The organism is candidate division WOR-3 bacterium, from assembly GCA_016867815.1.
GTDB lineage: Bacteria > Hydrothermota > Tepidihabitantia > Tepidihabitantales > Tepidihabitantaceae > UBA2258.
Genome location: VGIR01000007.1, coordinates 32,246 through 53,301 on the forward strand (window position 1 = coordinate 32,246; position 21,056 = coordinate 53,301).

17 protein-coding genes are annotated in these 21,056 nt (G+C 62.3%); 4 read left to right on the plus strand and 13 right to left on the minus strand.

The features are described from left to right. Positions 1–20: 20 nt before the first annotated feature. The 6 genes from FJY68_02140 to rocD form a co-directional block, all read right to left on the minus strand. Positions 21–413, minus strand: a complete 393-nt coding sequence (locus tag FJY68_02140; GenBank protein MBM3330636.1) for a hydrogenase maturation nickel metallochaperone HypA — start codon at positions 411–413, stop codon at positions 21–23. Between the two features lie 95 nt (positions 414–508). Then, positions 509–3,337, minus strand: a complete 2,829-nt coding sequence (locus FJY68_02145; GenBank protein MBM3330637.1) for a DUF2723 domain-containing protein — start codon at positions 3,335–3,337, stop codon at positions 509–511. Positions 3,338–3,499: 162 nt separating this feature from the next. Further along, the gene (locus tag FJY68_02150; GenBank protein MBM3330638.1) at positions 3,500–6,346 is read right to left on the minus strand and encodes a tetratricopeptide repeat protein; all 2,847 of its coding nucleotides are present in this window, start codon (positions 6,344–6,346) and stop codon (positions 3,500–3,502) included. Positions 6,347–6,349: 3 nt separating this feature from the next. Further along, positions 6,350–7,108, minus strand: a complete 759-nt coding sequence (locus FJY68_02155; GenBank protein ID MBM3330639.1) for a TIGR00159 family protein — start codon at positions 7,106–7,108, stop codon at positions 6,350–6,352. Next, complete coding sequence (folP, locus tag FJY68_02160; protein ID MBM3330640.1) at positions 7,109–8,302, minus strand: dihydropteroate synthase; 1,194 nt, start codon at positions 8,300–8,302, stop codon at positions 7,109–7,111. It abuts the gene before it with no gap. A 126-nt stretch (positions 8,303–8,428) separates the two neighbouring features. Next, entirely contained in the window at positions 8,429–9,625 is a 1,197-nt protein-coding gene (gene rocD / locus FJY68_02165; protein MBM3330641.1) for an ornithine--oxo-acid transaminase, read from the minus strand. Between the two features lie 266 nt (positions 9,626–9,891). On the opposite strand from rocD, the gene FJY68_02170 reads away from it, so the two are divergent. Then, positions 9,892–10,467: a hypothetical protein gene (locus FJY68_02170; GenBank protein ID MBM3330642.1), complete on the plus strand. Its 576-nt coding sequence runs from the start codon at positions 9,892–9,894 to the stop codon at positions 10,465–10,467. 60 nt (positions 10,468–10,527) lie between these two features. Here the strand turns inward: FJY68_02170 and FJY68_02175 are convergent, their stop codons facing one another. The 7 genes from FJY68_02175 to FJY68_02205 form a co-directional block, all read right to left on the minus strand. Then, entirely contained in the window at positions 10,528–11,748 is a 1,221-nt protein-coding gene (locus FJY68_02175) for a tetratricopeptide repeat protein (protein ID MBM3330643.1), read from the minus strand. A gap of 92 nt (positions 11,749–11,840) precedes the next feature. Then, positions 11,841–13,070 carry a tetratricopeptide repeat protein gene (locus FJY68_02180; GenBank protein ID MBM3330644.1) on the minus strand — a complete coding sequence of 410 codons (1,230 nt, stop codon included), beginning with the start codon at positions 13,068–13,070 and terminating at the stop codon, positions 11,841–11,843. A gap of 157 nt (positions 13,071–13,227) precedes the next feature. Further along, positions 13,228–14,403 carry a T9SS type A sorting domain-containing protein gene (locus FJY68_02185; protein MBM3330645.1) on the minus strand — a complete coding sequence of 392 codons (1,176 nt, stop codon included), beginning with the start codon at positions 14,401–14,403 and terminating at the stop codon, positions 13,228–13,230. A gap of 75 nt (positions 14,404–14,478) precedes the next feature. Further along, a complete protein-coding gene (locus tag FJY68_02190; protein MBM3330646.1) occupies positions 14,479–15,129 on the minus strand; it encodes a GyrI-like domain-containing protein in 651 nt (216 codons plus the stop codon). A 91-nt stretch (positions 15,130–15,220) separates the two neighbouring features. Then, positions 15,221–15,634 carry a peptide chain release factor-like protein gene (locus tag FJY68_02195; protein MBM3330647.1) on the minus strand — a complete coding sequence of 138 codons (414 nt, stop codon included), beginning with the start codon at positions 15,632–15,634 and terminating at the stop codon, positions 15,221–15,223. A 129-nt stretch (positions 15,635–15,763) separates the two neighbouring features. Next, positions 15,764–17,701 (minus strand): ABC-F family ATP-binding cassette domain-containing protein, encoded by a 1,938-nt coding sequence (locus FJY68_02200; protein ID MBM3330648.1) that lies wholly within the window; start codon positions 17,699–17,701, stop codon positions 15,764–15,766. Positions 17,702–17,848: 147 nt separating this feature from the next. Beyond that, positions 17,849–18,478: a hypothetical protein gene (locus FJY68_02205; protein ID MBM3330649.1), complete on the minus strand. Its 630-nt coding sequence runs from the start codon at positions 18,476–18,478 to the stop codon at positions 17,849–17,851. Between the two features lie 562 nt (positions 18,479–19,040). Here FJY68_02205 and FJY68_02210 point away from each other — a divergent pair. Genes FJY68_02210 through bamD form a run of 3 tightly spaced genes read left to right on the plus strand, consistent with a single transcriptional unit; the run spans position 19,041 to position 21,056 of the window. Beyond that, the gene (locus FJY68_02210) at positions 19,041–19,541 is read left to right on the plus strand and encodes a DivIVA domain-containing protein (protein ID MBM3330650.1); all 501 of its coding nucleotides are present in this window, start codon (positions 19,041–19,043) and stop codon (positions 19,539–19,541) included. Next, positions 19,495–20,310 (plus strand): purine-nucleoside phosphorylase, encoded by an 816-nt coding sequence (locus tag FJY68_02215; protein MBM3330651.1) that lies wholly within the window; start codon positions 19,495–19,497, stop codon positions 20,308–20,310. The genes FJY68_02210 and FJY68_02215 overlap by 47 nt, the downstream gene beginning before the upstream one ends. Then, entirely contained in the window at positions 20,307–21,056 is a 750-nt protein-coding gene (gene bamD / locus FJY68_02220; protein ID MBM3330652.1) for an outer membrane protein assembly factor BamD, read from the plus strand. The genes FJY68_02215 and bamD overlap by 4 nt, the downstream gene beginning before the upstream one ends.

A 21,056-nucleotide genomic window follows, 5' to 3' on the forward strand; every position in this document is an offset into this window, starting at 1 on the left:
GGAGCACTTGAGCGCTCTGCTCAATCTACGTCCATGGACTCGATGACCAGTTCTTGTCCGGAAATGATGTCGCCACCGGCGTTGCAGGCGCACATGCCTTGAAGGATGTGGTCTAGTGGTCCAGTGGCCGATTGGTCGACTGAGTCAGCTCGGCCTGGAGCAGACGAAGTACCCCATTCGGCGCTGCATTTGGGGCAACGGATGCGCAAGGGGACTCGCTTGAACTCAAGCTCGGCCTCGGCCGCGGCCGTGCCTTTCTTCATCTCGTCGAAGTAGAGCTGGACGCAGTCAGGCACGACGCTGCCGCCCGTACCGAGCAGCAGCCGGATGCGGCCTATGCGCTTGGCGCCGTGCTTCTCAGCTTCAGCCAGTGCCTGGTCGAGCAGCGCACGGGTGATGGAAAGCTCGTGCATAACAGGGAGAGTGCTCCAGTGATCAAGTGGTCAAGAGATCCAGTGGAGAAACGGACCGGGGCACTAGACCACTGGAACACTGGGCCACTTGGCCACTACGATATCTCTCTCAGCAGATTGGCCGCGGTCGTGTCCGACGGGACGCGCTGGAGCCACTGCTGCATCAGAATCCGCGCCCTGCCCGTATCGTGCAGGTCGTCCAGGTACAACCGGTAGAGCGCCTGGATCGGATCCGGCCGGGTGGGATCTTCGAGGACGGCCGCTCGATAGGCCGACTCGGCCCTGGCAAACTCGCCCTTGCCCTGGTAGGCGTAGCCGCGGCGCAAAGACAGGTCCGGGTCCTGGTAGCCGCGGGCCTGGATGGAATCGAGGAAACCGATTGCTTTGTCGTATTGGCCGTTGAGCATCGCGAACATGGACGCGTGGTAGAACAGCGGGACCTTCTTGTCCTGGTCGAGGCCGAAGCGCAGAGCCTTCTCGATAACGTCAAGCGCCTCGACGTTCTGGCCCGCCTTCTGGAACTCGCCGGCGAGCGCCAGGTAGCTCGCGGCGTAGTTGATGAGGAGTCCGCGCGTGTTCTCGTCCTTCTCAACGTTGGGGTCGAGCATGGCATCCATCTTGTACACGTCGTACATCATGTGGCGTGTCTTCGCGACGTCAACCATGTTCGGACCCTCTTCCTTGACCACCCGATTGACCAGACCCTCGAGACGGAGATGCGGATCCACCTCCTCGAGGTTGTCGCTGGAGACGGTCGTGGCATAGTAGACCGGCGAACGGGGATTGTAGTCAGCAGTGAAGACCTTGGCCCGGTACTCCTCCGGCGTGCAAGCGTAGTCATCCGGCCACCTCAACTTCACGCCCGCGCTCGTGGCGACGATGTCGCGCATCATGATGTCCTTGAGCAGATACGTACGATTGTCCTTGCCGACGAAGCCCTGCGGCAGCCTGTCGATCTGCGCCTCGGAGAACGAGATGGGCGCCCCCCAGCGCTTGAGCTGCTTGCAGTACCAGGTCGTGTTGAGCAGCGAGAGGTTGGCGACCGCCACGTTCTTGCCGAACTTCGGATCGTAGTTCGAGACCCGCGACAGCACGGTCTGCATGAACCAGAGCGGGAACGTATCGTTGTCACCGTTCGTGAAGAGGACCGCGTGCTCGCCCGGGCAGGATATCAGCATGTTGTACCCGTACTCCGCCGGTATCCAGTCGCCGCGGCGGGTCACCGACTTGTAGTTCAGGAGCATCGGGACGAAGGCGAATGCCAGCAACGCTCCGGACATAGAGTAGACGGGGAGCTTCCGCGCCCTCACCCTGTCGGCAAACCAGCGCAGGAACGCGTAGGCCCCGACGCCGATGAAGATGGTGTAGAACACGAACGAAAAGGCGTAGAAGTAGTCACGCTCGCGCACCTCGCGGAACCGGAGCTGAGACCGCGGATCTGAGGTCGAGTACTTCAGGTTCAGGTAGGTGATGAGACCGGCCGATGCGACCAGGAATGCCACCAGAATAAGCACGAATGACCGCTTCTCTTTCTTGAGCTGGTGCCACATACCCCAGACCCCGAGCAACGGCGGGATCAGCCCGAGCAGGGCCTGCCAGCTGACGTGCAGGAAGATATCGAAGAACCGCGGGTTGCCCCACTGCCAGAAGAAGTAGCGTATGTAGAACTTCACCTGCTCAAAGTAGGCGACGAACAGGTTGAATTGCGGGTTCTGGTTCATCCGCCAGTCATCTTCGGTCAGGAACTGGGTCTTGCGCGGTAAGAGCTTCATCGGGTCATACTGCTCGCGCTTGAGCACGCCGACGAAGTCACGCCAGTTCGACGGGTTCACTTCATTGATGCTGGGTTCGCGTCCGGCGCGTATGAGCATGATGAACTGGACGCAGCCGGCAAGAAACACCAGCCCGAGCATCAGGCCGACGTATCTGAGGCTCAGCTTGCCCTGGCGGTGCAGCCAGTAAAGGTATCCGCTGTACCCGGCCGCGAGCAGCAGGAGTAGTACCGGCGTCTGCACCCACCGCTCGATGAAGGCCACGGTCGGTGAAGCAAGGAACAGGACCGTGTCGTCCATCACCCGGTTTCCCGCCGCCACGTAGGCAATCACAAAGACCAGGAAGAATAGGCCGAGTCCGTAGAACACCGACCTGGTATGGGTCGAACGTTCCATCACCCTGATGCCGTACCAGGTTGCGCCCAGCATCAGCGGGATCGCGACAAACGTGCCCGCGGAGAAGCCCAGCTCACCCATCGTCAGGATGATCAGGTATCCGGCGACCAGCTCGAAGAGCCTCAACTGCAGCACGGATTCGCGATCCACCACCATCGCGAAGACCAGCACCGCGAACAAGGTCATCATCGGCGTGAAGTGGATGCCGGTCGAAAGGAAGAGCAGGAACAGTGCGGCCAGTATCAGGCGGTTGTCGCCGTCGGAACGCTGGATGTGGTCGCGCCAGACCAAGGCCATGTAGAGAACGGACAAAGCGACTACCACGCACGGCCCGTACACCTCGGCCTCGACCGAGTTATCCCAGAAGGAGAACGCGAAGGCGCAGGCCAGGGCGCCAAAGACGCCGGCGACGTGCGGCAGCCACTTGTCGTGACGCCGTTCCGGGCTCGTGTACGGCGCAATGAGTCTGAGGACGAGCAGGTAGATGAGCCCGCAGGAGAAGGCGCCGAACAACACCGGAATGAGGTTGATTCTGAAGGCGTGCTCCGGGCTGGTCGGGAGCATCGAGAAGATGCGACCGATGGTCACGAAGAGCGGCGTGCCCGGCGGGTGTGGGACTCCGTATATGCAGGCAGTCGCGATCAATTCGCCGCAGTCCCAGAATGCCGCGGTCGGCGCGACAGTCGAGAGGTAGGCAACCAGCACCACGGCAAACACAGCGGCGAAGAGAATGATGCGTATTCTTCGGTCGTTCATCAGGCGGGCCTCCGGGAAAAGAAAGGAGTCAAGGATTCAAGGAGTCAGGTGCCAGGCACACGGCCCGGCAGCACGGTTCTGTGGCTCACTCACGCAGGCTGATACTATAGAGAGAACCAAATGGAGTCAAATCAGACGTCCGCAGGCAGCCGCGAACCCCGGCTAGGAAAGCTGTTGCAGCTGGCGGGCGGCGGCCGAGTCGGACGGGGCGCGACGCAACCAGAGCTGAAGAAGTGCCTTGCCTTTGGCCGTATCGCCAAGCTTGCCCAGGTAGAGATGGACCAGTGCCTGCACGACTTCGCCCCGGCCTGGGTCAGCGCTCATTGCCTCGATGTAGGCCGACTCAGCCTGCTTGAGGTTCTCCTTGCCCTCGTGGGCCAGGCCGCGTCGCAATGCGAAGTCGGGCTGCGTGAACCCGAGCGCCTGGATAGTATCGAGCGCGGCCAGGGCCCTGTCATAGTTCCCGTTCTCCAGCGCGACACTCGAAAGATGATAGAGGACCGTCATCCGGCGGTCCCGGTCAAGATCCAGCCCGGTAGCCAGGGTCAGGACGTGCTCGGCGTCGAGCGGACGATTCAGGCGCCGGTAGCCATTGGCCATCGACATGAAAGTCGCGGCATAGGTCAGAAGCAGTCCCCTGGTATTCTCATCTTTGCTGACGCGAGGGTCAAGTATCGACTTCATGCTGTACACGGAGTCAACCAGGTAGCGGCTCCGGTCCAGGTCCACTTGCTCGCTCCCCGCGTCGGGTACGACGCGATAGACCAGGCCTTCCAACCGGAGGTGCGACTTCACATCCTGCAGGCTGCCGGGCGAAACCGTGGTCGCGATATAGACCGGCGTCCGGGGTTTGTAGCCCGGGCCGAACACCTTCGCAATGTACTCCTCGGAGGTCGCAGCGTAGTCTTCCGGCCAGTTGAGTTTGACTCCACCGGCGGTCGCCACCATATCGCGGATCATTACGTCCTCAAGCAGGAACGTCCGGTTGTTCTTGCCGACGAAGCCGCGCGGAAGCTGCTCTATCTCCTCCTCGGTGAAGGAGATCGGCGCGCCCCACCGCTTCAGTTGCTTGATGTACCAGTTCGTGTTCAGAAGCGAGAGGATCCCGACCCGGACGTTCTTGCCGAAATCGTGGCTATAGCCGGCAATACGCGAGGGCACCGTCTGCATGAACCAGAGCGGGAAAGTGTCGTTGTCGCCATTGGTGAAGAGGACTGCGCGCTCGCCCGGGCAAGATGCGAGCATATTGTACCCGTACTCGGCCGGTATCCAGTCGCCCCGGCGGCTGACTTCCGGATAGTTCAGCAGCATCGGTACGAACCCGAATGCAAGGAGCGCGCCGGACAGCGCGTAGGCCGGTGCGCGTCTGAATCGGAGTCGATCGATGACCGTCCGAAGAAATGCGTATGCCCCGACACCGACGAAGATCGTATAGAAGACAAAGGAGAAGGCGTAGAAATAGTCGCGCTCGCGCACCTCCAGGTATCCGTACCCGCCCTGGGCCGGGTTGCCGCGCCTTGGATCCGAGGGCGAGTACTTCAGATTCAGGTAGGTGACCAGGCCGATCGAAGCCACCAGGAAGGCAACGAAGATGAGGACGAAGGATCGCTTCTCGCGTCGGAACTGATGCCACATGCCCCACAGCCCAAGCAAAGGCGGTATCAAGCCGAGCAGGGCCTGCCAGCCAACGTGCAGGAAGATGTCGAAGAAGCGCGCGTTGCCCCACTGCCAGAAGAAATAGCGGAGGTAGAACTTGACCTGCTCGAAGTACGCAACCAGCACGCCGAAGCGCGGGTTCCGATTCATCCGCCAGTCATCTTCGGTCAGGAACTGCGTCTTGCGCGGCAGGAGCTTCATTGGATCGTACTGCTCGCGCTTGAGCACGCTGACGAAATCGCGCCAGTTTGACGGGTCCGCCTCGTTGATCGTGGGCGAGTGACTCGCGCGGATGAACATGATGAACTGCACCGTACCGGCGAGAAGTACCAGTCCGAGCATCAACCCCACGTACTTTGGGCTCAGCCGCCGCTGGCGGTGGAGCCAGTAGAGGTACCCACCGTAGCTCGCTACCAGCAGCAGCAGCAGCATTGGCGAGCGCACCCACCGTTCGATCAAAGCCACGGTCGGCGACGCAAGGAACAGCACCGTATCGTCCATTATCGCGTTCCCTGCCGCCACGTAGGCGATGACGAACACGAGGAAGAACAGGCCCAGGCCGTAGAACACCGACCGCGTATGGGTGGAGCGATCCATCACCCTGATACCGTACCAGGCCGCGCCCAGCATCAGCGGTATGGCGACGAAGGCAGCGACGGAGAGCCCCAGTTCGGCCATCGTCAGTATCACCAGGTAGGCGGCGAACAGCTCGAAGAGCCTGAGCTGCAGTACCGCTTCCCGGTCGACGATGAGTGCAAACACCAGCACTGCGAATACGGTCATCATCGGGGTGAAGTGGATACCGGTGGAAAGAAAGAGGAGGAAAATCGCGGCCAGAATCAGGCGATTGTCGCCGCCCGCCCGCTTGAGTTGTTCGCGCCAGACCAGCGCCATGTAGAGCACCGACAAAGCGACGACCACGCACGGGCCGTAGACCTCGGCCTCGACCGAGTTGTCCCAGAACGAGAACGCGAAGGCGCAGGCAAGGCCGCCGAACACGCCGGCGACGTGCGGCAGCCACCTGTCGTGCCGGCGTTCGGGAACGACGTAGGACGAAATGAGTTTGAGGACAAGCAGGTAGATGAGCCCGCAGGAGAAGGCACCGAAGAGCACCGGGATCAGGGTGACTCGGAAAGCCACCTCTTTCGCCACGGGCAGCATGGAGAAGATGCGCCCCAGGGTTACGAACAACGGCGTGCCGGGCGGGTGCGGGACGCCCATCGTGAACGCCGCCGAAATCAACTCGCCGCAGTCCCAGAACGCCGCGGTTGGGGCGGCGCTGTACAGGTACACACCGGCCACGACGACGAACACCGCCGCGAACACCAGCAGCCGGACTCTAGTATCGTTCATGAATCAGACCTCCGTGGCCAGGGCTTGCTGGATGTTGTACTTGAGCTGGGACGGCGTGAGCCCGGACAGCAGCGCACCGCGGTTGGCAAAGCTGATCTTGCCCGTGGTTTCCGAGACAATCACGGCGATGGCATCGGTCACGGTCGCGATGCCGAGTCCGGCCCGGTGGCGCATCCCCAACGCATTCTCGACGTACCGCTCTTCACTCAAGGGCAGCGTACAGCCGGCGGCCACAACTTGCCCGGCGATGATGATGGCACCGCCGTCGTGCAAAGGCGCAGGGGGAGTGAAGATCGAAACCAACAGCGGCGCCGAAACCCGCGCTTCCACCCTGGTCCCGGTCTCAACATAGTCGCGGAGCCCGATATCGCGTTCGATGACCAGCAGCGCACCGATCCTGTGGTCTTTCATCTGCGCCGCCGCCTCGACGATCTCTTCGACGGCGGCAGCATCCGCCCCGTGCTTCAGGAGGAACCGCAGCGGCCGGTAGCGGCCGAACCGGGACAGGATGTTCCGAATCTCGGGCTGGAAGATGATGACGAAGGCGACAATCCAGACGGTAGTCAGCGAGTTGACGATGAGACCGACTGCTTTGAGGTCGAGCCAGCGTGCAACGAACGACACCGCTACCAGGAAGAAAAGTCCGTAGAGCATGCGGATGGCGCGCGTGCCCTTCAGGAAACGGAGGAAATAGTAGGCCAGCAGGGCCACCATCAGGATGTCGAAGGCGTCTACCCAGCGGAAACTGACGAACGACAGCACCTAGGCTCTCATCTCCACGGCATCGGCCAGCTTCAAAGCCTTCACAACCGGTTTGACGTCATGAACACGCAGAACGTTCGCCCCGTTCCTCGCCGCCAGCACACACGCAGCGATTGTTCCCTCGACTCGCTCTCCCGGCGGCGAGTCCGAAACCGCACCGATGAAGCGCTTGCGAGACGGGCCAACTACGACCGGTGCACCCAGGGACTCAAGCTCAGCCAGCCGGCGCAGGATTTCGAGATTGTGCGCCACGGTCTTGCCGAAGCCGATGCCCGGGTCAACGAGCATCTGCGTGCGCGCGATGCCGGCGGCCTCTCCCCGCCTCAACGCCTCAGCCAGGAAGTCGGTTACTTCGGCCATCAGGTCGGAGTATTCGGGCTTCTTCTGCATGGTGCGGGGCCGGCCTTTCATGTGCATCAGTATACATGGGACTCCGGCTCGCGCCACAATCACTGCCATTTGCCTGTCTCCGGCAAAGGCAGACACGTCGTTCACGATATCCGCGCCCTCGCTGAGCGCGATGCTCGTGACCGTCGCGCTGGTTGTATCAACTGACACCGGTGTCTTCAGCCTCTTCTTCACCGCCCGCAGCACCGGGAGAAGCCGCGCCTGTTGCTCCCTCACCGGAACCGGTCGGGAACCGGGCCTGGTCGACTCCGCTCCAATGTCTATGAAATCAGCACCTTCCTCCGCCATCGACAACGCATGCTCGACTGCAGCCGACGGCTCAAGGAACCTTCCGCCGTCGGAGAAGGAATCGGGAGTGACGTTGAGTATGCCCATCACGTACGTTCGTCTGCCCAGATCCAGGGTTTTCCGCCCCAGCTTGATGGACCGCGTCCGTGACTGCAGGTTTCCAACCAACTCGCTGAGTTCCGGGACAAGTCGGGCCACACATTCCGGCTGGTCTGCCAGTCGGTACCCGAGCGTCTGCAGTTGTCGTTTGGTCAGGAAGAGAATCGCATCCGTGCGCCTGACTCGACCCGAGACGACCAACCGGTTCACCGCACAGTCCCCTCCGCAGGCCATCGCGGTCTGCTTCAGGATGTTCGCTGTCGCCGTTGATAGGCAGTCAACCTTGATGGCGACCACCCGGCTCTTGGCCCGGAAAATCGGCCAGCTCAGCGGGTCGGCTCCAACCCGGGTGAGCTCAACATCGAGGTCGGCCTGGTTCGCTACGGAGAGCAGACGCATGTGAACTTATAGGCTAGCTGACGCCGGAAGTCAAGCAATAGTGGACAAGTGGTCTAGTGGTCCAGTGCTCCAGTGTGGAACCTGCAACACTTGATCACTAGGCCACTAGATCACTCGACCACCTTCCTACCTCAGGACCTGCCCGATACGGTCCAGTGCCCAGTCGACCTCCGATTTCGCTATGATGAGCGGCGGGGCGAGACGGATGACCGTTCCGTGTGTCTCTTTCGCCAGCACGCCCAGCCCCATCAGCTTCTCGCAGAAACCGCGCGCCGGTCCTGACTCGGGCTTGATGTCTACGCCGATGAGTAGACCCCTGCCCCTGATTTCCGCGATGTGGGGCGAGTTCATCTTCGCTAGTTCGGTGCGCAGGTATTCGCCCATCGCAAACGAGTTCTCCGGCAGCTTCTCTTCGAGGATGACCTCGACCGCTGCCTTGCCGACAGCGCAGGCCAGCGGGTTCCCGCCAAAGGTCGAGCCGTGGTTGCCGGGCGTGAAGACCGACATGAGTTCTTTGGATGCAAGCGCGCCGGATACCGGGAAGCAACCTCCGCCCAGCGCCTTGCCCACAATCAGCACGTCCGGCTTGACGCCGTCGTACTCGTAGCAGAAGAGCCGGCCGGTCCGACCCAGCCCGGTCTGGATCTCATCGGTCATCAACAGGACATTGTTGCGCGTGCAGATTTCGCGCGCCGCCCTAAGGAATCCGCCCTTCGGCACCTTGATCCCGGCTTCGCCCTGGATCGGCTCAACCAGGAACGCCACCGTGTTCGGCGTGATGGCCTTCTCCAGCGCCGCAGTGTCGTTGTACGGAATCATCCTGAACCCGGGCGTGAAAGGCCCGAAGCCGTCACTGTAAAGCTTCTCCGGCGAGAAACCGACAATGGTCGTGGTCCGGCCGTGGAAGTTGCCGTCGCAGACGATGACCTCGGCCTTGCCCTCGGGCACTCCCCGCCTCGTGTAGCCCCAGCGCCGGCACAGCTTGATCGCAGTCTCGACCGCCTCGGCCCCGGTGTTCATCAAGAGCACCTGGTCCATCCCGCACGCCTCAGTCACGGTCTTGCAGAAAGGCCCGAACGTATCATGGTGGAACGCACGAGAGGTCAGGCAGAGCCTGTCCATCTGCTCTCGCATCGCGGCCAGTATCTTCGGATGGCGGTGCCCCTGGTTCAGGGCCGAGTAGGAGGAGAGCATGTCAAGATAGCGCTTCCCTTCGACGTCCTCGACCCACACGCCTTCGCCCTTGGCCAGGACGACCGGCAAGGGCAGGTAGTTGCGGGCGCTGTGTGCTTCGGCCAGATGAATGTAGTCCAGGCTCTTCACTAGAACTCCTTTCGCTTGCGGGCTGGACTCGTATTCTAGCCGATACACTGCACTGAGGCAAGCTCGCTCGAACCGGACCCGCAACTTCCGGTCAACAATCTGCGCCGCGGCTTCCTTGGCTACATCCTGAGACAAAGATTGACATCCGGACGCGTTTGAGTCAAATAGAAGAGGTCACTGCCAACGATCCGTGCGGAGGCGCGATCGTCCTCTGGCTTGGAAAGCAACCTGGGTCACGAGTGTTGAAACTGGAAAAGGAGCACAAGATGCCACTGACTTCTCACGACTTGCATCGTCTGGTCTGCCGGTCAACCGTCCTGATCGTCGCTGCGCTGTTCCTGGTGCTTCCGAATCTCTCCTGCACCAGAGCACCCCGCTACAGCGACGAGTCGTTCTACGAGGACATCGCCTGGGGTATCATGACCGGGCTCGTCGACATCTATAACCAGAACATCGCCGGCACGCCCGCAGGACCGGTGGACATCGTCGCCAATGGACCGTTCGGCGGCACCGTACACATCACCGGGACCACGAGCTACGATTCGGGCAACGGCATCGAGACCGTGCACCTGGAGTACGACTTGACCAACTGCCGAGTGTCCTCCACCTCGTCTTCCTCGAGCCTGAACGTCGACCTCACACTGAACGGGATAGTCAGCGAGGATGGCACCTGGTCATCGAGCTACGTCAGTCTCTCATACAGTTCGGCCAATCTAGGTGTGGCCGGTTCCTCCGAGCGGGGTACGAAGATGCGCGACGTCAGTGGCGCCACGCCGTTCAAGGCTAACCGCACCAGCTCGGGCACATCGGCTGAGCTATTCGGCCTGAAGGTATCCTGGTAGGCAGGTCCCTAGCGGCGACTCCCCAGCCTCGCGCGAGCCCGGCTGTCGCCGGCCTGCAGGCTACGGGCCGGCAGCCTGCAGACTGAGTAGCGGGGCGGGTCGCTTCATGCGAATCTGGTCCATGCGATCAAGCACGTCCTCGACCTTGCCTTCACGCAGCCCGAATTCTCTCAGCAACCCTTCGATGCGGCCGCGGCCGAGCCTGTCCTCACAGACGACCAGCCCGGTCAGGGCCTGCCTCGGCCCATCAGCAACCTGGACTGACGAGAGAATCGTCAGGGCCGCCGCCAGCCTGGGTACCGCCTCCGAGTGTTTTCTCCGGCTCATCAGGTCGAGCCCGATGTTGCCAAGGTAGGCCGCCATACCGATCCTGTCTCCGGCCTTCCGGGCAACGGCGAGCGCTTCCTTCTCGAGCTGGAGGGCCTTGCCGAGCCTGCCTTCACTGCGGCAGATGCTCGCGACATTTGCCAGACCCGTAGCCACGCCGAGTTGGTATCCAATGGCGCGGGCCATCGCCAGACCCTGAAGGTAGTACCTGAGCGCCCGGTTAGGTTCGCCCTTGTCCAGGTAGACGCTCCCGATGTTGCCAAGTTCGCACGCCTCGCCCCAGCGATCCCCGATTTCGTGTGTCGCTGTCAGCGCCTGCTCGTGATAGCTGAGAGCAGTGGCGAGGTCACCCTTGTCGTGCCAGACATTCCCGATGTTGCCGAGCAGGATTGCGACCACCCACTGGTCCGCCAGTCCACGGGTCAGGGCCAGCGACTCGGACAGGGTCGCGAGCGCCGGGTCCAGTTCGCCGCGGTCGCGACGGATAAGCCCGATGTTATTGAGGGCACGAGCTCTCCCCCTCCCGGCATGCAGCGTAGCTGCCAGCCGCTCAGACTCCTCGAAGTCCCTCAACGCCGCGTCCGCGCGGCCGCTGGTGTAGTTGCAGACACCGCTCAGGTTGAGCAGCGCGACCAGGTGGACACCGTTCGTTTCCGTCTTCGCCTGCTGGAGGTGCGAGATCGCGTCGTGCCAGTTGCAGGCACGCATGGCGGAAATGCCGCGGTCGAAGAGCCGTCTAGCTGTGGGGTCCGACGCGCACAGGCCGTCATGACATTCCGCCATCCGACCCATGCTGCGCCGCAGCGCATCTAGCCTCTTCAGATCCGTCTGCGGCTGCCGTCTCCCGGGAGCCAGCATGCGCTTGATGACGCCTCCCATACCCACGCTGACCCACAGGCCGGGGGCAATAGCCCGACAGGCCGCAATCAACTCGTGTCCGGGAGCCATAGCCAAGCTAGTGAGTGTAGCATTGCAGGGCCGACTGTCAACCGCAGGAGGTCGGCACCAGGCTTTTCGCGGGTTGTGATCCTGGGGCAGGTCGGCTGTTAGCCGGCCACCGGAGGAAGAAGTTGACGGTCGGCCGTTTTCGCGGGCCGCTTCATGCGCGTCTGATCTACCCGGCTCAGAAGGTCGGATGCACTGTCGTCATCAAAGCCCGACTGCTTGAGGAGCGCTTCCACGCGCTGTCGCCCGAGCCTGTCCGCGCACCTGTCCAGTCCGGTCAGGGCCTGGCGCGGCCCGTCGGCGACTCTGATTGAAAGGAGAATGGACAGCGCCTCGGCCAGCTTGGGAACGGCTTCCTCATGCTTTCCTCTGGCCAGCAGGTCAAGTCCTATGTTGCCGAGCTCGCTCGCCACCCCGAGGCCGTACCCGGCCTTCCGCGCCACCGCCAGGGCCTCCTCCTCGCATTTCAGCGCGTCGTCCGGCCTGCCCCGCCGGCGATGGATGTCCGCGATGTTGGCAAGACAGGTGACCACGCCCAGCGGATAACCGACGCTGCGGGCGTTCGCCAGCGCTTGCTCGTCGTACTTGAGCGCCAGGTCTGGTCTCCCTTTGTCCATGTAGATACTGCCGATATCTGCCAGCTCGCTGACCACGCCCCACTGGTCCTTGATCTCGCGGGATATCTTCAACGCCTCGATGTGGTACTCAAGTGCCTTCTCCAGTTCGCCCCGGTCGTGCCAGACGTTGCCGGTGTTGCCCAGCAGTATGGCAACTGCCCACTGGTCATCGAGCTCGCGCGCCAGAGTCAGCGATTCCTCCAGGTACTCAAGCGCTCCATCCAGTTCGCCGCGGTCGCGATGGATAAGCCCGATATTGTTGAGTGCTTGGACCCGACCGCGCTTAGTATGCAGCTCATCTGCCAGTCGGGCCGACTGATGGAAGCAGCGCAACGCGTCTTCAACGCGGCCCTGCGTATAGCGACATACACCGATCTGGTTCAAGAGCGCGACAAGGTGGACGCCGCTCGTGACCGACATCGCCTGCTTGAAGTACGCGACTGCCTCGTCCCAGCGGCACGCGCGCATCGCCGCCAGGCCAAGCTCAAACGGCTGTCTGACCACTGGCGGCGACAGTGGCAGGCCATCGAGATACTCCGCCATCCTGCCGAGGTCGCGCCGCACGCACTCCGGCCTCTCCGGCCGAGACTCCGGACTGCGTTCCTTGGTATTCAGTAGTCGGGCAACAAACGCGGCCGCTCCCGTGGCCGCGCCGGTTGACGGCGCGTTGCGGGTAACGGAAGCAGGCAGATCGAGACCGGGAGTTTCAGCCAAGCAGATCAGTCTAACGACCCCCGACTCTCAGTCAAATGTCGGAGCGGACGCTGACGCAGTGGAAGAGCGAGAGCCCGGGCCGGGCATCGTCACCGGCTCGGGCCCGACAGGACGGGATGGGGGCGGCAGCGCCACCCCAAACGCTGATGTTCCTCCTCTATCTGACCACCAGCTTGAGAGAGAGACTCGCGCCGCCGGCGTGCAGCCGGACGAAGTAGACACCGCTGGGCACGACCAGTCCCGAATAGTCGGTTCGGTCCCACGCTGCCTGCCCGGCACCCGCCGGCTGGTTGCCCGATAACAGTGTCCTCACCGCCTTACCGGCAAGGTCGTAGACAACGAGCGAAGCCCGGCCAGCAACCGCCAGATCATAGCTGACTCTCGTGCGGAAACGGAATGGGCTCGGTATGGCTTCGCGCAGTTCGACGCCGGGTCCCGGAGTCTGTCTTGAGTCATCGACTCCCGTAGAATCAGGTGATGCCGCCCATTCGATCGCCTGCTTGAGCAGGAGCATCGCATCGGCATCGTCGTAGTAGGGTTCGTTCTCGTAGTTCTGAAAGTCCCCGAAGTAGATCGGCCCCAGGTACACGGAGCGCCCGGCGCCGACTTCGCGCACCGCTATCGAAGCCTGACCGGTGGTATCCTCACTGTAGCCGCCGAGGGCCGTTGCTCCGGGCTGAAGTCCGGCGTTGGCCCACTCGCCATGGCTCTGGATGTCGAAGTCATGCACATTCAGAGTCACCGGATGGGTGCTGTCGGTGACGAGGATCCGACCGGATGCGAAGAAGTTGTAGTCCAGGGAGCAACTCACCGGCAGTATCGAGTCCATCTGCCAGGCGCTGGCGCGGTATACGCCGTAGACAATCCAGCCGAGGCCGACAAAACCTCCTCCGCTTCGAACCCAGTCCTTCAACGCGCTCTGATAGGTCTGGAAATCGTTGTCGGCGTATCCACGATCGCCGGTGACGACCACGTCATATTCCGCGAGTTCCGAAGCCTCGTCAATATCGGAACCGGTGACGATGGAGTCCTCCCAGCCCTGCGCCTTGCAGAGCGAGTCAATCCGGTAGCACGCATTCGGCGGAATGCGGCCCGTCGATGCGGAGTCGATCTCGATGGCCACTTTGATCTCAGTAGCCAGAGCCACGGCTGCGAAAAGCGTCAGCGGCAGTACCAACATCCTCATCCTCTGTCCTCCCTGGTTGCGGACATCCAAACATCCACTTCTACCGGACACGGGCACGGCCGGATAGAAGCCGCATTCTGAGTATCTCCGGCCGCAACCCGAGGGCCTATTCTCTGGCGCTCTCACCCGCCTGTCAAGTAAAGTCATCTCGCCCCCCCACACACACAAAAGGCCGACCCCGCGCGAGGCGGGGCCGGAAATCGCGTAGGCGAAACCCGCGGGCTACTTCTTGGTCGGGGGCTTCGGCCCTTCCTTCTTCGGCTCCTCGGCCTTCTTAGTAGTATCGACAGGCGGAGCGACCGGCTTGATCACGGCGCCGACCTTGGTCTGCAGCGACTCGGGCTTGACCTTGGCGGGATCGTTCAGATAGTACTCAAGCATGGGGCCGGCGGCCTCGTACTTGTTCTCTGCGATCCACTTGTAGAGCTTCTCGTAGACCGGCCCGACCTGATCGTAGGGACCCATGTAGTCGGTCACGGCAATCATCATCGGCTCTGCGTCCTTGACGACCATACCGGTCTTCTTGTCGGTCATATTCTTGGTGGCCGTGTCGAGCGGGACGCTGACCTCGTAGCGGGTGCTCTCCGGCTTGACGGCCGCCGGGTTGTCATGGAAAACGGCGAACGGCGTGCCACGCACGGTCAGCTTCTGCTCCTGCACCGCGGCCATCAGGACGCTCAGGTCCTTGCCGATCTCGGCATAGGGCCCCGTCTTGGCAATCGAGGCCACCTTCATCGCCGGGAGGTTCATGGTCTGCGCAACAAACGCCGGTTCGGCCGGCTTCTCGGTCTTGGCCGGCTGTTCGCTGCCGCCGCAGCCGACCATCATGGCTACTACCATCAGGCCGATGGCGAAGCTCAGGACTCTCTTCATCTGCACTACTCCTTTTTTGGGTTTCTACGAATGTCGAGGAACGGCGGGATTATAGACCCGGCTGTCCGCTTGTCAAGTCCAGTACCCCTGTTCAGCAGTCGTCAGCCGGGGCGGTGCGCAACGCCTTCTTGCGGGCCTGCAACGACTTAGCCGCAAGAACTTTCTCCTTCGCCCGGCGCGAGCGGCGCCGCTTCTGGCGTCTCAACTTCGCGACCCTCGCCGCCTCCGCGCTTTGCTCGCCCAACAGACGGGCCTCAAGTCTGTCCGCCAGCGCCCTTCTCGCCAGAAACCGGTTGAGAGCCTGCGACCGCTCCTGCTGGACCTTGACCTCGATACCGGTTGGCACATGCTTGAGATAGACCGCTGTCGAGGTCTTGTTGACGTTCTGCCCGCCCGGGCCCCCGGCCCTGATGAACCTCTCAATCAGGTCACCGGGTTTGACGCCGAGTGCTGCGAGCCGGGCGGTAAGTACCGCCTCTTTGTCGGTGCTCACACCTGAGGCCATTACTCAGCCACTGACCCTCGAGGTTGCCACGAAAACGCGAGAGACACAATACAGAGGGACAGAAAGAGACCAGGAATCCGTTTCATCCGTTTTCGTGCTTTCGTGGCTCAGTACTCCAGGCCCTCGAACCTACCCCCTACCGCCGTCGACCTGGTCGGCCTTGCGGGCCTGAAGCTCGGCTTCGAGGTACCTGCGCTCGTCGGCCAGCTCCCGCACCCGGTTGAAATCCATCGTCTGCCGGGCTGAATCGTACTCGTTCTCGAGTTGCCTCAGCCGGCGTTCGATGTCGGCCACCCCATCGCCCTGGTGTTGATGAGCAGAACTCGGACCATGGGACTTGGACTTGGGACCCCGGGCATGGGACGTGGGACCGTGTACATGCGACTTCGGAGTTTTGACTTCGGGCCTCGTCGGGTGCCCTTCTTGCCTTGTCTTTGGCGCTTGAGGCTTCGGGCCTGCCGCCTCGCGCTTGACTACGCGGCCTGCCGCATAGCTGTAATTCCCGGGGAACAGCACCGCCCTGCCGCCTTCGATCCGCACCGTTTTGTCTGCCAGCTCATCGAGCATGAACCGGTCGTGCGCGGCAAACACGACGGTCCGACTGTACCGTCTTATCGCCTCAAAGAGTATCTCCCGCGACTGAATGTCAAGGTGGTTGGTCGGCTCGTCAAGGATCAGGAGATTCGACGGCGTCAGCAGCGCCCGGATGATCGCCAGCCGGCTGCGTTCGCCGCCGGACAGCACCGCTACCTTCTTGTCTATTGCGTCTCCCGAGAAGAGAAACGTGCCCAGAATGCCTTTGAGTTCATTCTCCGTGAACCCGGCACCCGCGTCGGCGGCAGCTTCGAGCACGGTCATCTCCGGGTTGATGGTCTCCTCCGCGCCCTGCTCATAGCACGCAACCTGCGTCTTCTGGCTGGTCCAGGCTTCGCCCGAATCAGGTTCCAGCTTGCCGGCAATGGTCCGCAGCAGCGTCGTCTTGCCCTGACCGTTCGCGCCGAAGAGACCAATCTTCTCTCCTCCGCCTACCGCCAGGTTCACGTCCCGGAGCACCTGCTTCGGGCCGAACGACTTGGACACTCCGCGCAGGTCGACTGCCTTTCCGTAGACGGTATCCGATTCCGGGAACCGGATGCGGATTGCCGGCGCTGACTCCGGCGGCGTCACTCGCTCCAGCCGGTCGAGCATCTTCTGCCGGCTCATCGCCCGCGGAGCGGTATCCTTGCGCCCCTTGTACTGGGCGATGAACTGCTCGGTACGCTTGATGAACTGCACCTGCTCTTCGTACTTCTTGAGCTGCCGCTCATCCCGCTGCACCTTGTCACTCAGGTACTTCGAGTAGTTGCCGGGGAAGATGTGGACGCGCTTCGACTCGATCGCCCAGATCTTCTGCACCAGCGCGTCAAGCAGATACCGGTCGTGGGCGATCATCACCACCGCACCCTTGAAGCTGGTGAGGTACTCCTGAAGCCACTCGATGGATCGGATGTCGAGGTAGTTGGTCGGCTCGTCGAGCAGCAGCACATCCGGGTCTTCGAGCAGCATCCTCGCCAGTGCGAGTCGGACCTGGAATCCGCCGCTCTGGGTGCGGGTCTGCTTGTGAAAGTCATCCTCCTCAAACCCGAGGCTCATGAGCACCTTCTCGGCCCGGGCCTGCCGGTCGTAGGCTTCATGGCCGTAGTGGTGATCGAGCACGGCGTAGCGGTCGAGAATCTCCTGCAGTTCCTCGGCCGGCATGTTCGCGTCCTGCATCCGGTGCTCGAGCGCCCGCATCTCGTCATGGACTTCATCCAGGTGCTTGAAGGCCGTGAGCGCCTCCTCCAGGACGGTGCGCGTGCCCACGACCGCGCCGGTCTGAGGAAGATACCCGATACAGGTGCCCTTGCGCTTGTCCACGGAACCGCGGGTCGGCTCCAGCTCGCCGGACATCAACTTGATGATCGTCGACTTGCCCGACCCGTTGGCCCCGGCCAGCCCTATCCGGTCCTCAGGCCCGACAAAGAGGTTCACGTCCCGATAGAGCTCCTGCGTACCGAACTCCATCGTGATGTTTGACAGGGAAATCACGTGCCAAGCCTACCCTGAAACGTCCGCCATTCAAGAACGGTGGACGTAGCCGCCAGACCTCGGTCGAGAGTCCCGCACCAGCGCCAAGGAGCGCCGCCAGGAGGTCTATGGCGGCGAAGAATGGTCGCGGGTCGCGTCCCGTGTTCTCTAGAAGCAGCCGGCGGTGTGTCCTTTGCCGTCGACGTCTATCGCCGGCGAGCTCTTCTCAAGTCTGTAGTCGCCGCCCTTCGGATTGATGAACCTCGGGTCGCTCTCGACGTTACCCTCACCTTCGGGTACGTCATCGAAGTTCTCACCTTCGTTGTCGAGCACATTGTACTCAATCGTCATCCCGCCCTTGTCTTCGTCCGAAACGACACCGCGGCCGTTGCCCGCGATGATGCAGAAACGGATCTCGGTCCCCGACGGGTCGTCTATCGAGTAGATGCCGGAAGGACCGTTGTCGACGATAGTGCAGTACTCGATACGCGCGGTGCCGGTCCCGAACATGTTCGACAGGTAGATACCTCGGTCGTCGTTGCCGTAGATCAGACAACGACTGATGTCGTGATGGCCGTCCTTGACGTTGATGACGTGCGATACACCACCGGTGAGGGTTAGACCTTCCACCGTGCAGTCCTCGCCCGAGAGAGTGAGCGCCGCGAACTCGCCGCCGGCGTCAATGACGGTCTTGCCCGGACCGGCGCCGAGTAGGGTAGTTTCGTCCTTCTCGACCTCGACCTCCTCCTTGTAGGTCCCCGGGTGCAACATAGAGGACGACGCCGTCATCGGCCGCATCCAGGGCTTCGTTGATTTCCTTGTAGTCGCCCGAGCCGTCCGCTGCGACGACGATGTCGGCGCTGGGCGGTCTGGCGACGGTCTGCTTCTTCGGACAGCCGACGAATGCCAGCATCAGGATGGACAGGAACGGGAGCAGTTTCTTCATATGGTCATTACCTCCGAGCGACTATCCTCGCCAAGGGCTGGCCTGTCAAACCACGCCGAATAGCACTGCGTCCTCGCAGGAAGCTGTTCGAGCCGGCGCAAGAGGCAGCGGGTCGTCATGACGCAAGACCAAGCCGGCTGACGGCTTCCCGCTATGCCTTGTCCCATGGGTCTTTCGCTCTCTCCCACATCTCCGAGGCCAAACCCCGCGGTTCACTTAGATGAACCGGGGGTTTCGAGGACACGGCCCGTCTAGGAACGCAGCACGGCAGGCGCGGCCTTGTCGCACGGGCCTCAAGCCACAAGCTCCAGTCCGCAGACCGGAGGTCGCAGTCTTCGACAGCCGACCTCTTCCCTGCGAGGCAGGGCCTGCCGTTTCCGTTGACAGCCTTGAGCCTACCGATAGAATCCCGTGATGGCTATCACACCCATGGACATCAGAAAGAAGACCTTCTCGACCCATCGGGGCGGCCTTGACAAAGCCGAGGTCGAGGAGTTCATCGGCGAGCTCGCCACTGAGATAGAGAACCTGCGCAAGGAACGTGCGCAGCTCACCGAGAAAGCGGAAGAGCTGGCCAAACACCTGAAGGCGTACGAGGACACTGAGCAGCTGCTGAAGGATACGCTGGTGACCGCGCAGAAGGCCACCAACCAGCTGCGTGATGACGCGAAGAAGGAAGCTCAACTGATCATCGAGAAGGCGAAGCTCGAGGCGGAGCAGATCAAGCGCAATGCCGAACAACAGACCCGGGGCACCGGCGAAGAACTGCGCGCGCTCGAGGCGAAGCGCCTGGCCCTGAGTGAAGAGGTGGCCGCAGTCGCCCGGACCTACCTGGCGCTGGCCGAGCGAATGAGCAACAGGAAACCGAATGCTGAAACAGCAGATAGCCCAAAGCGTCCAGGCGATAAGAGCTAAGACCGACTTCCAACCAGAACTCGGCATCATCCTCGGCACCGGACTCGGGAAGCTGGCCGGGGACGTCGCTGTAGACACCGCCATCCCCTACTCGGAGATACCACACTTCCCGCCGCCAACCGTAGAAAGCCACCGCGGCCGTCTGCTACTCGGCATGCTGGGCGGTCGCCCGGTGGCCGTGATGCAGGGACGGTTCCACTACTACGAGGGCTACGAACCCGATCAGATCGCCCACCCCGTACGCGTCATGAAGGAGCTGGGCGTGGGCACGCTGATTGTCTCGAATGCCTCCGGCGGCGTCAACCCGCAGTTCCACGCAGGCGAGGTTGCCGTCATCACCGACCACATCAACCTGACCGGACTCAATCCCCTGCGCGGGGCAAACGACGACACCCTGGGTCCCCGCTTCCCGCACATGGCCGGCTGCTACGACCCCTTGCTGGTGAGCCTTGCCATGGATGCGGCGCTGAAGCTCGGCATCCGTCTCTACCCCGCCGTCTATGCCTGGGTCACGGGCCCGAACCTGGAAACCGCAGCTGAGTACCGCTACATCCGGACCATCGGTGCCGACCTCGTCGGCATGTCTACCGTCCCCGAGGTCATTGTCGCCCGGCACGCGGGGCTGCGCGTGCTTGGATTCTCCGTGATTACGGACATGGGCCTGCCGGACGCCATGCAACCGGTCGGCCTGCAGGAAGTCCTGGCCATGGCAGCCAAAGCCGAACCGAGCCTGACGGCAGTCGTCGGCGAGGTGGTGAAACTCATATGATGCGCTTGCGCCGATTCACATTCATCTTGCTCTTCTTTGCCGCCGCCGGGTGCACGAAGCGCGCCCAACTCCAGAACGTTCCCCGGGACGCGCAACAGGCAATAGACCGGGCAACTGCCAGCCTGGAAGCGAAACTCTATAAAGAGGCCGAGGAGCAGTTCACGTTCGTAATCTTCAACTTTCCCGGCTCCCGCCAGGCCTCGGACGCCCAGTACTACCTGGCCGAGACCTACTTCCGCAGCAAGGACTACATCCAGGCCCAGAGCGAGTTCGACTTCTACTTGAGGAACTTCCCGAACGCCCGGTTCCAGGAGGAAGCCACCTACAAGCTCGCAGTCTCCTACCTGCGATCCGCGCCAAGTCATGTGCGTGATCAGGTCCGGGCGCTCAAGGCCCGCGAGACCATCGACCAGTTCCTGGAATCCTACCCGGACTCGCCGTTCCGCCCGGAGGCCGAGCAGCTGCTCGGGGACATCGCCGAGCGGCTCGCCCTACGAGAATTCGACGCCGCTAGGATCTACTACACCTCCGGCGAGTACAAATCGGCACTGATCTACTATCATTATGTGAACGGGACCTACCCGGCAGATCGCTGGCCCGGCATCGAAAGGTACCGGTTCGCTGTCAGCCTGCTGGAGACCGCAGACACAGCGAAGGCACGCGAAGTGCTGATGGAGATCGCAACCGGCTCGTCGGAGGAGACGGTCAAGAAGCTCGCTCGCGGCGCGCTGGCCCGCACCGACTGA

Bases quoted from the DNA above. Each gene is read 5' to 3' on its own strand.
- FJY68_02190 (MBM3330646.1), bottom strand. From the start codon at position 15,129: ATGAAGAGAGTCCTGAGCTTCGCCATCGGCCTGATGGTAGTAGCCATG.
- FJY68_02210 (MBM3330650.1), top strand. From the start codon at position 19,041: ATGGCTATCACACCCATGGACATCAGAAAGAAGACCTTCTCGACCCAT.
- FJY68_02150 (MBM3330638.1), bottom strand. From the start codon at position 6,346: ATGAACGATACTAGAGTCCGGCTGCTGGTGTTCGCGGCGGTGTTCGTC.
- FJY68_02145 (MBM3330637.1), bottom strand. From the start codon at position 3,337: ATGAACGACCGAAGAATACGCATCATTCTCTTCGCCGCTGTGTTTGCC.
- FJY68_02185 (MBM3330645.1), bottom strand. From the start codon at position 14,403: ATGACTTTACTTGACAGGCGGGTGAGAGCGCCAGAGAATAGGCCCTCG.
- bamD (MBM3330652.1), top strand. From the start codon at position 20,307: ATGATGCGCTTGCGCCGATTCACATTCATCTTGCTCTTCTTTGCCGCC.
- FJY68_02215 (MBM3330651.1), top strand. From the start codon at position 19,495: ATGCTGAAACAGCAGATAGCCCAAAGCGTCCAGGCGATAAGAGCTAAG.
- FJY68_02195 (MBM3330647.1), bottom strand. From the start codon at position 15,634: ATGGCCTCAGGTGTGAGCACCGACAAAGAGGCGGTACTTACCGCCCGG.
- FJY68_02170 (MBM3330642.1), top strand. From the start codon at position 9,892: ATGCCACTGACTTCTCACGACTTGCATCGTCTGGTCTGCCGGTCAACC.
- FJY68_02205 (MBM3330649.1), bottom strand. From the start codon at position 18,478: ATGCGGCCGATGACGGCGTCGTCCTCTATGTTGCACCCGGGGACCTAC.
- FJY68_02140 (MBM3330636.1), bottom strand. From the start codon at position 413: ATGCACGAGCTTTCCATCACCCGTGCGCTGCTCGACCAGGCACTGGCT.
- folP (MBM3330640.1), bottom strand. From the start codon at position 8,302: ATGCGTCTGCTCTCCGTAGCGAACCAGGCCGACCTCGATGTTGAGCTC.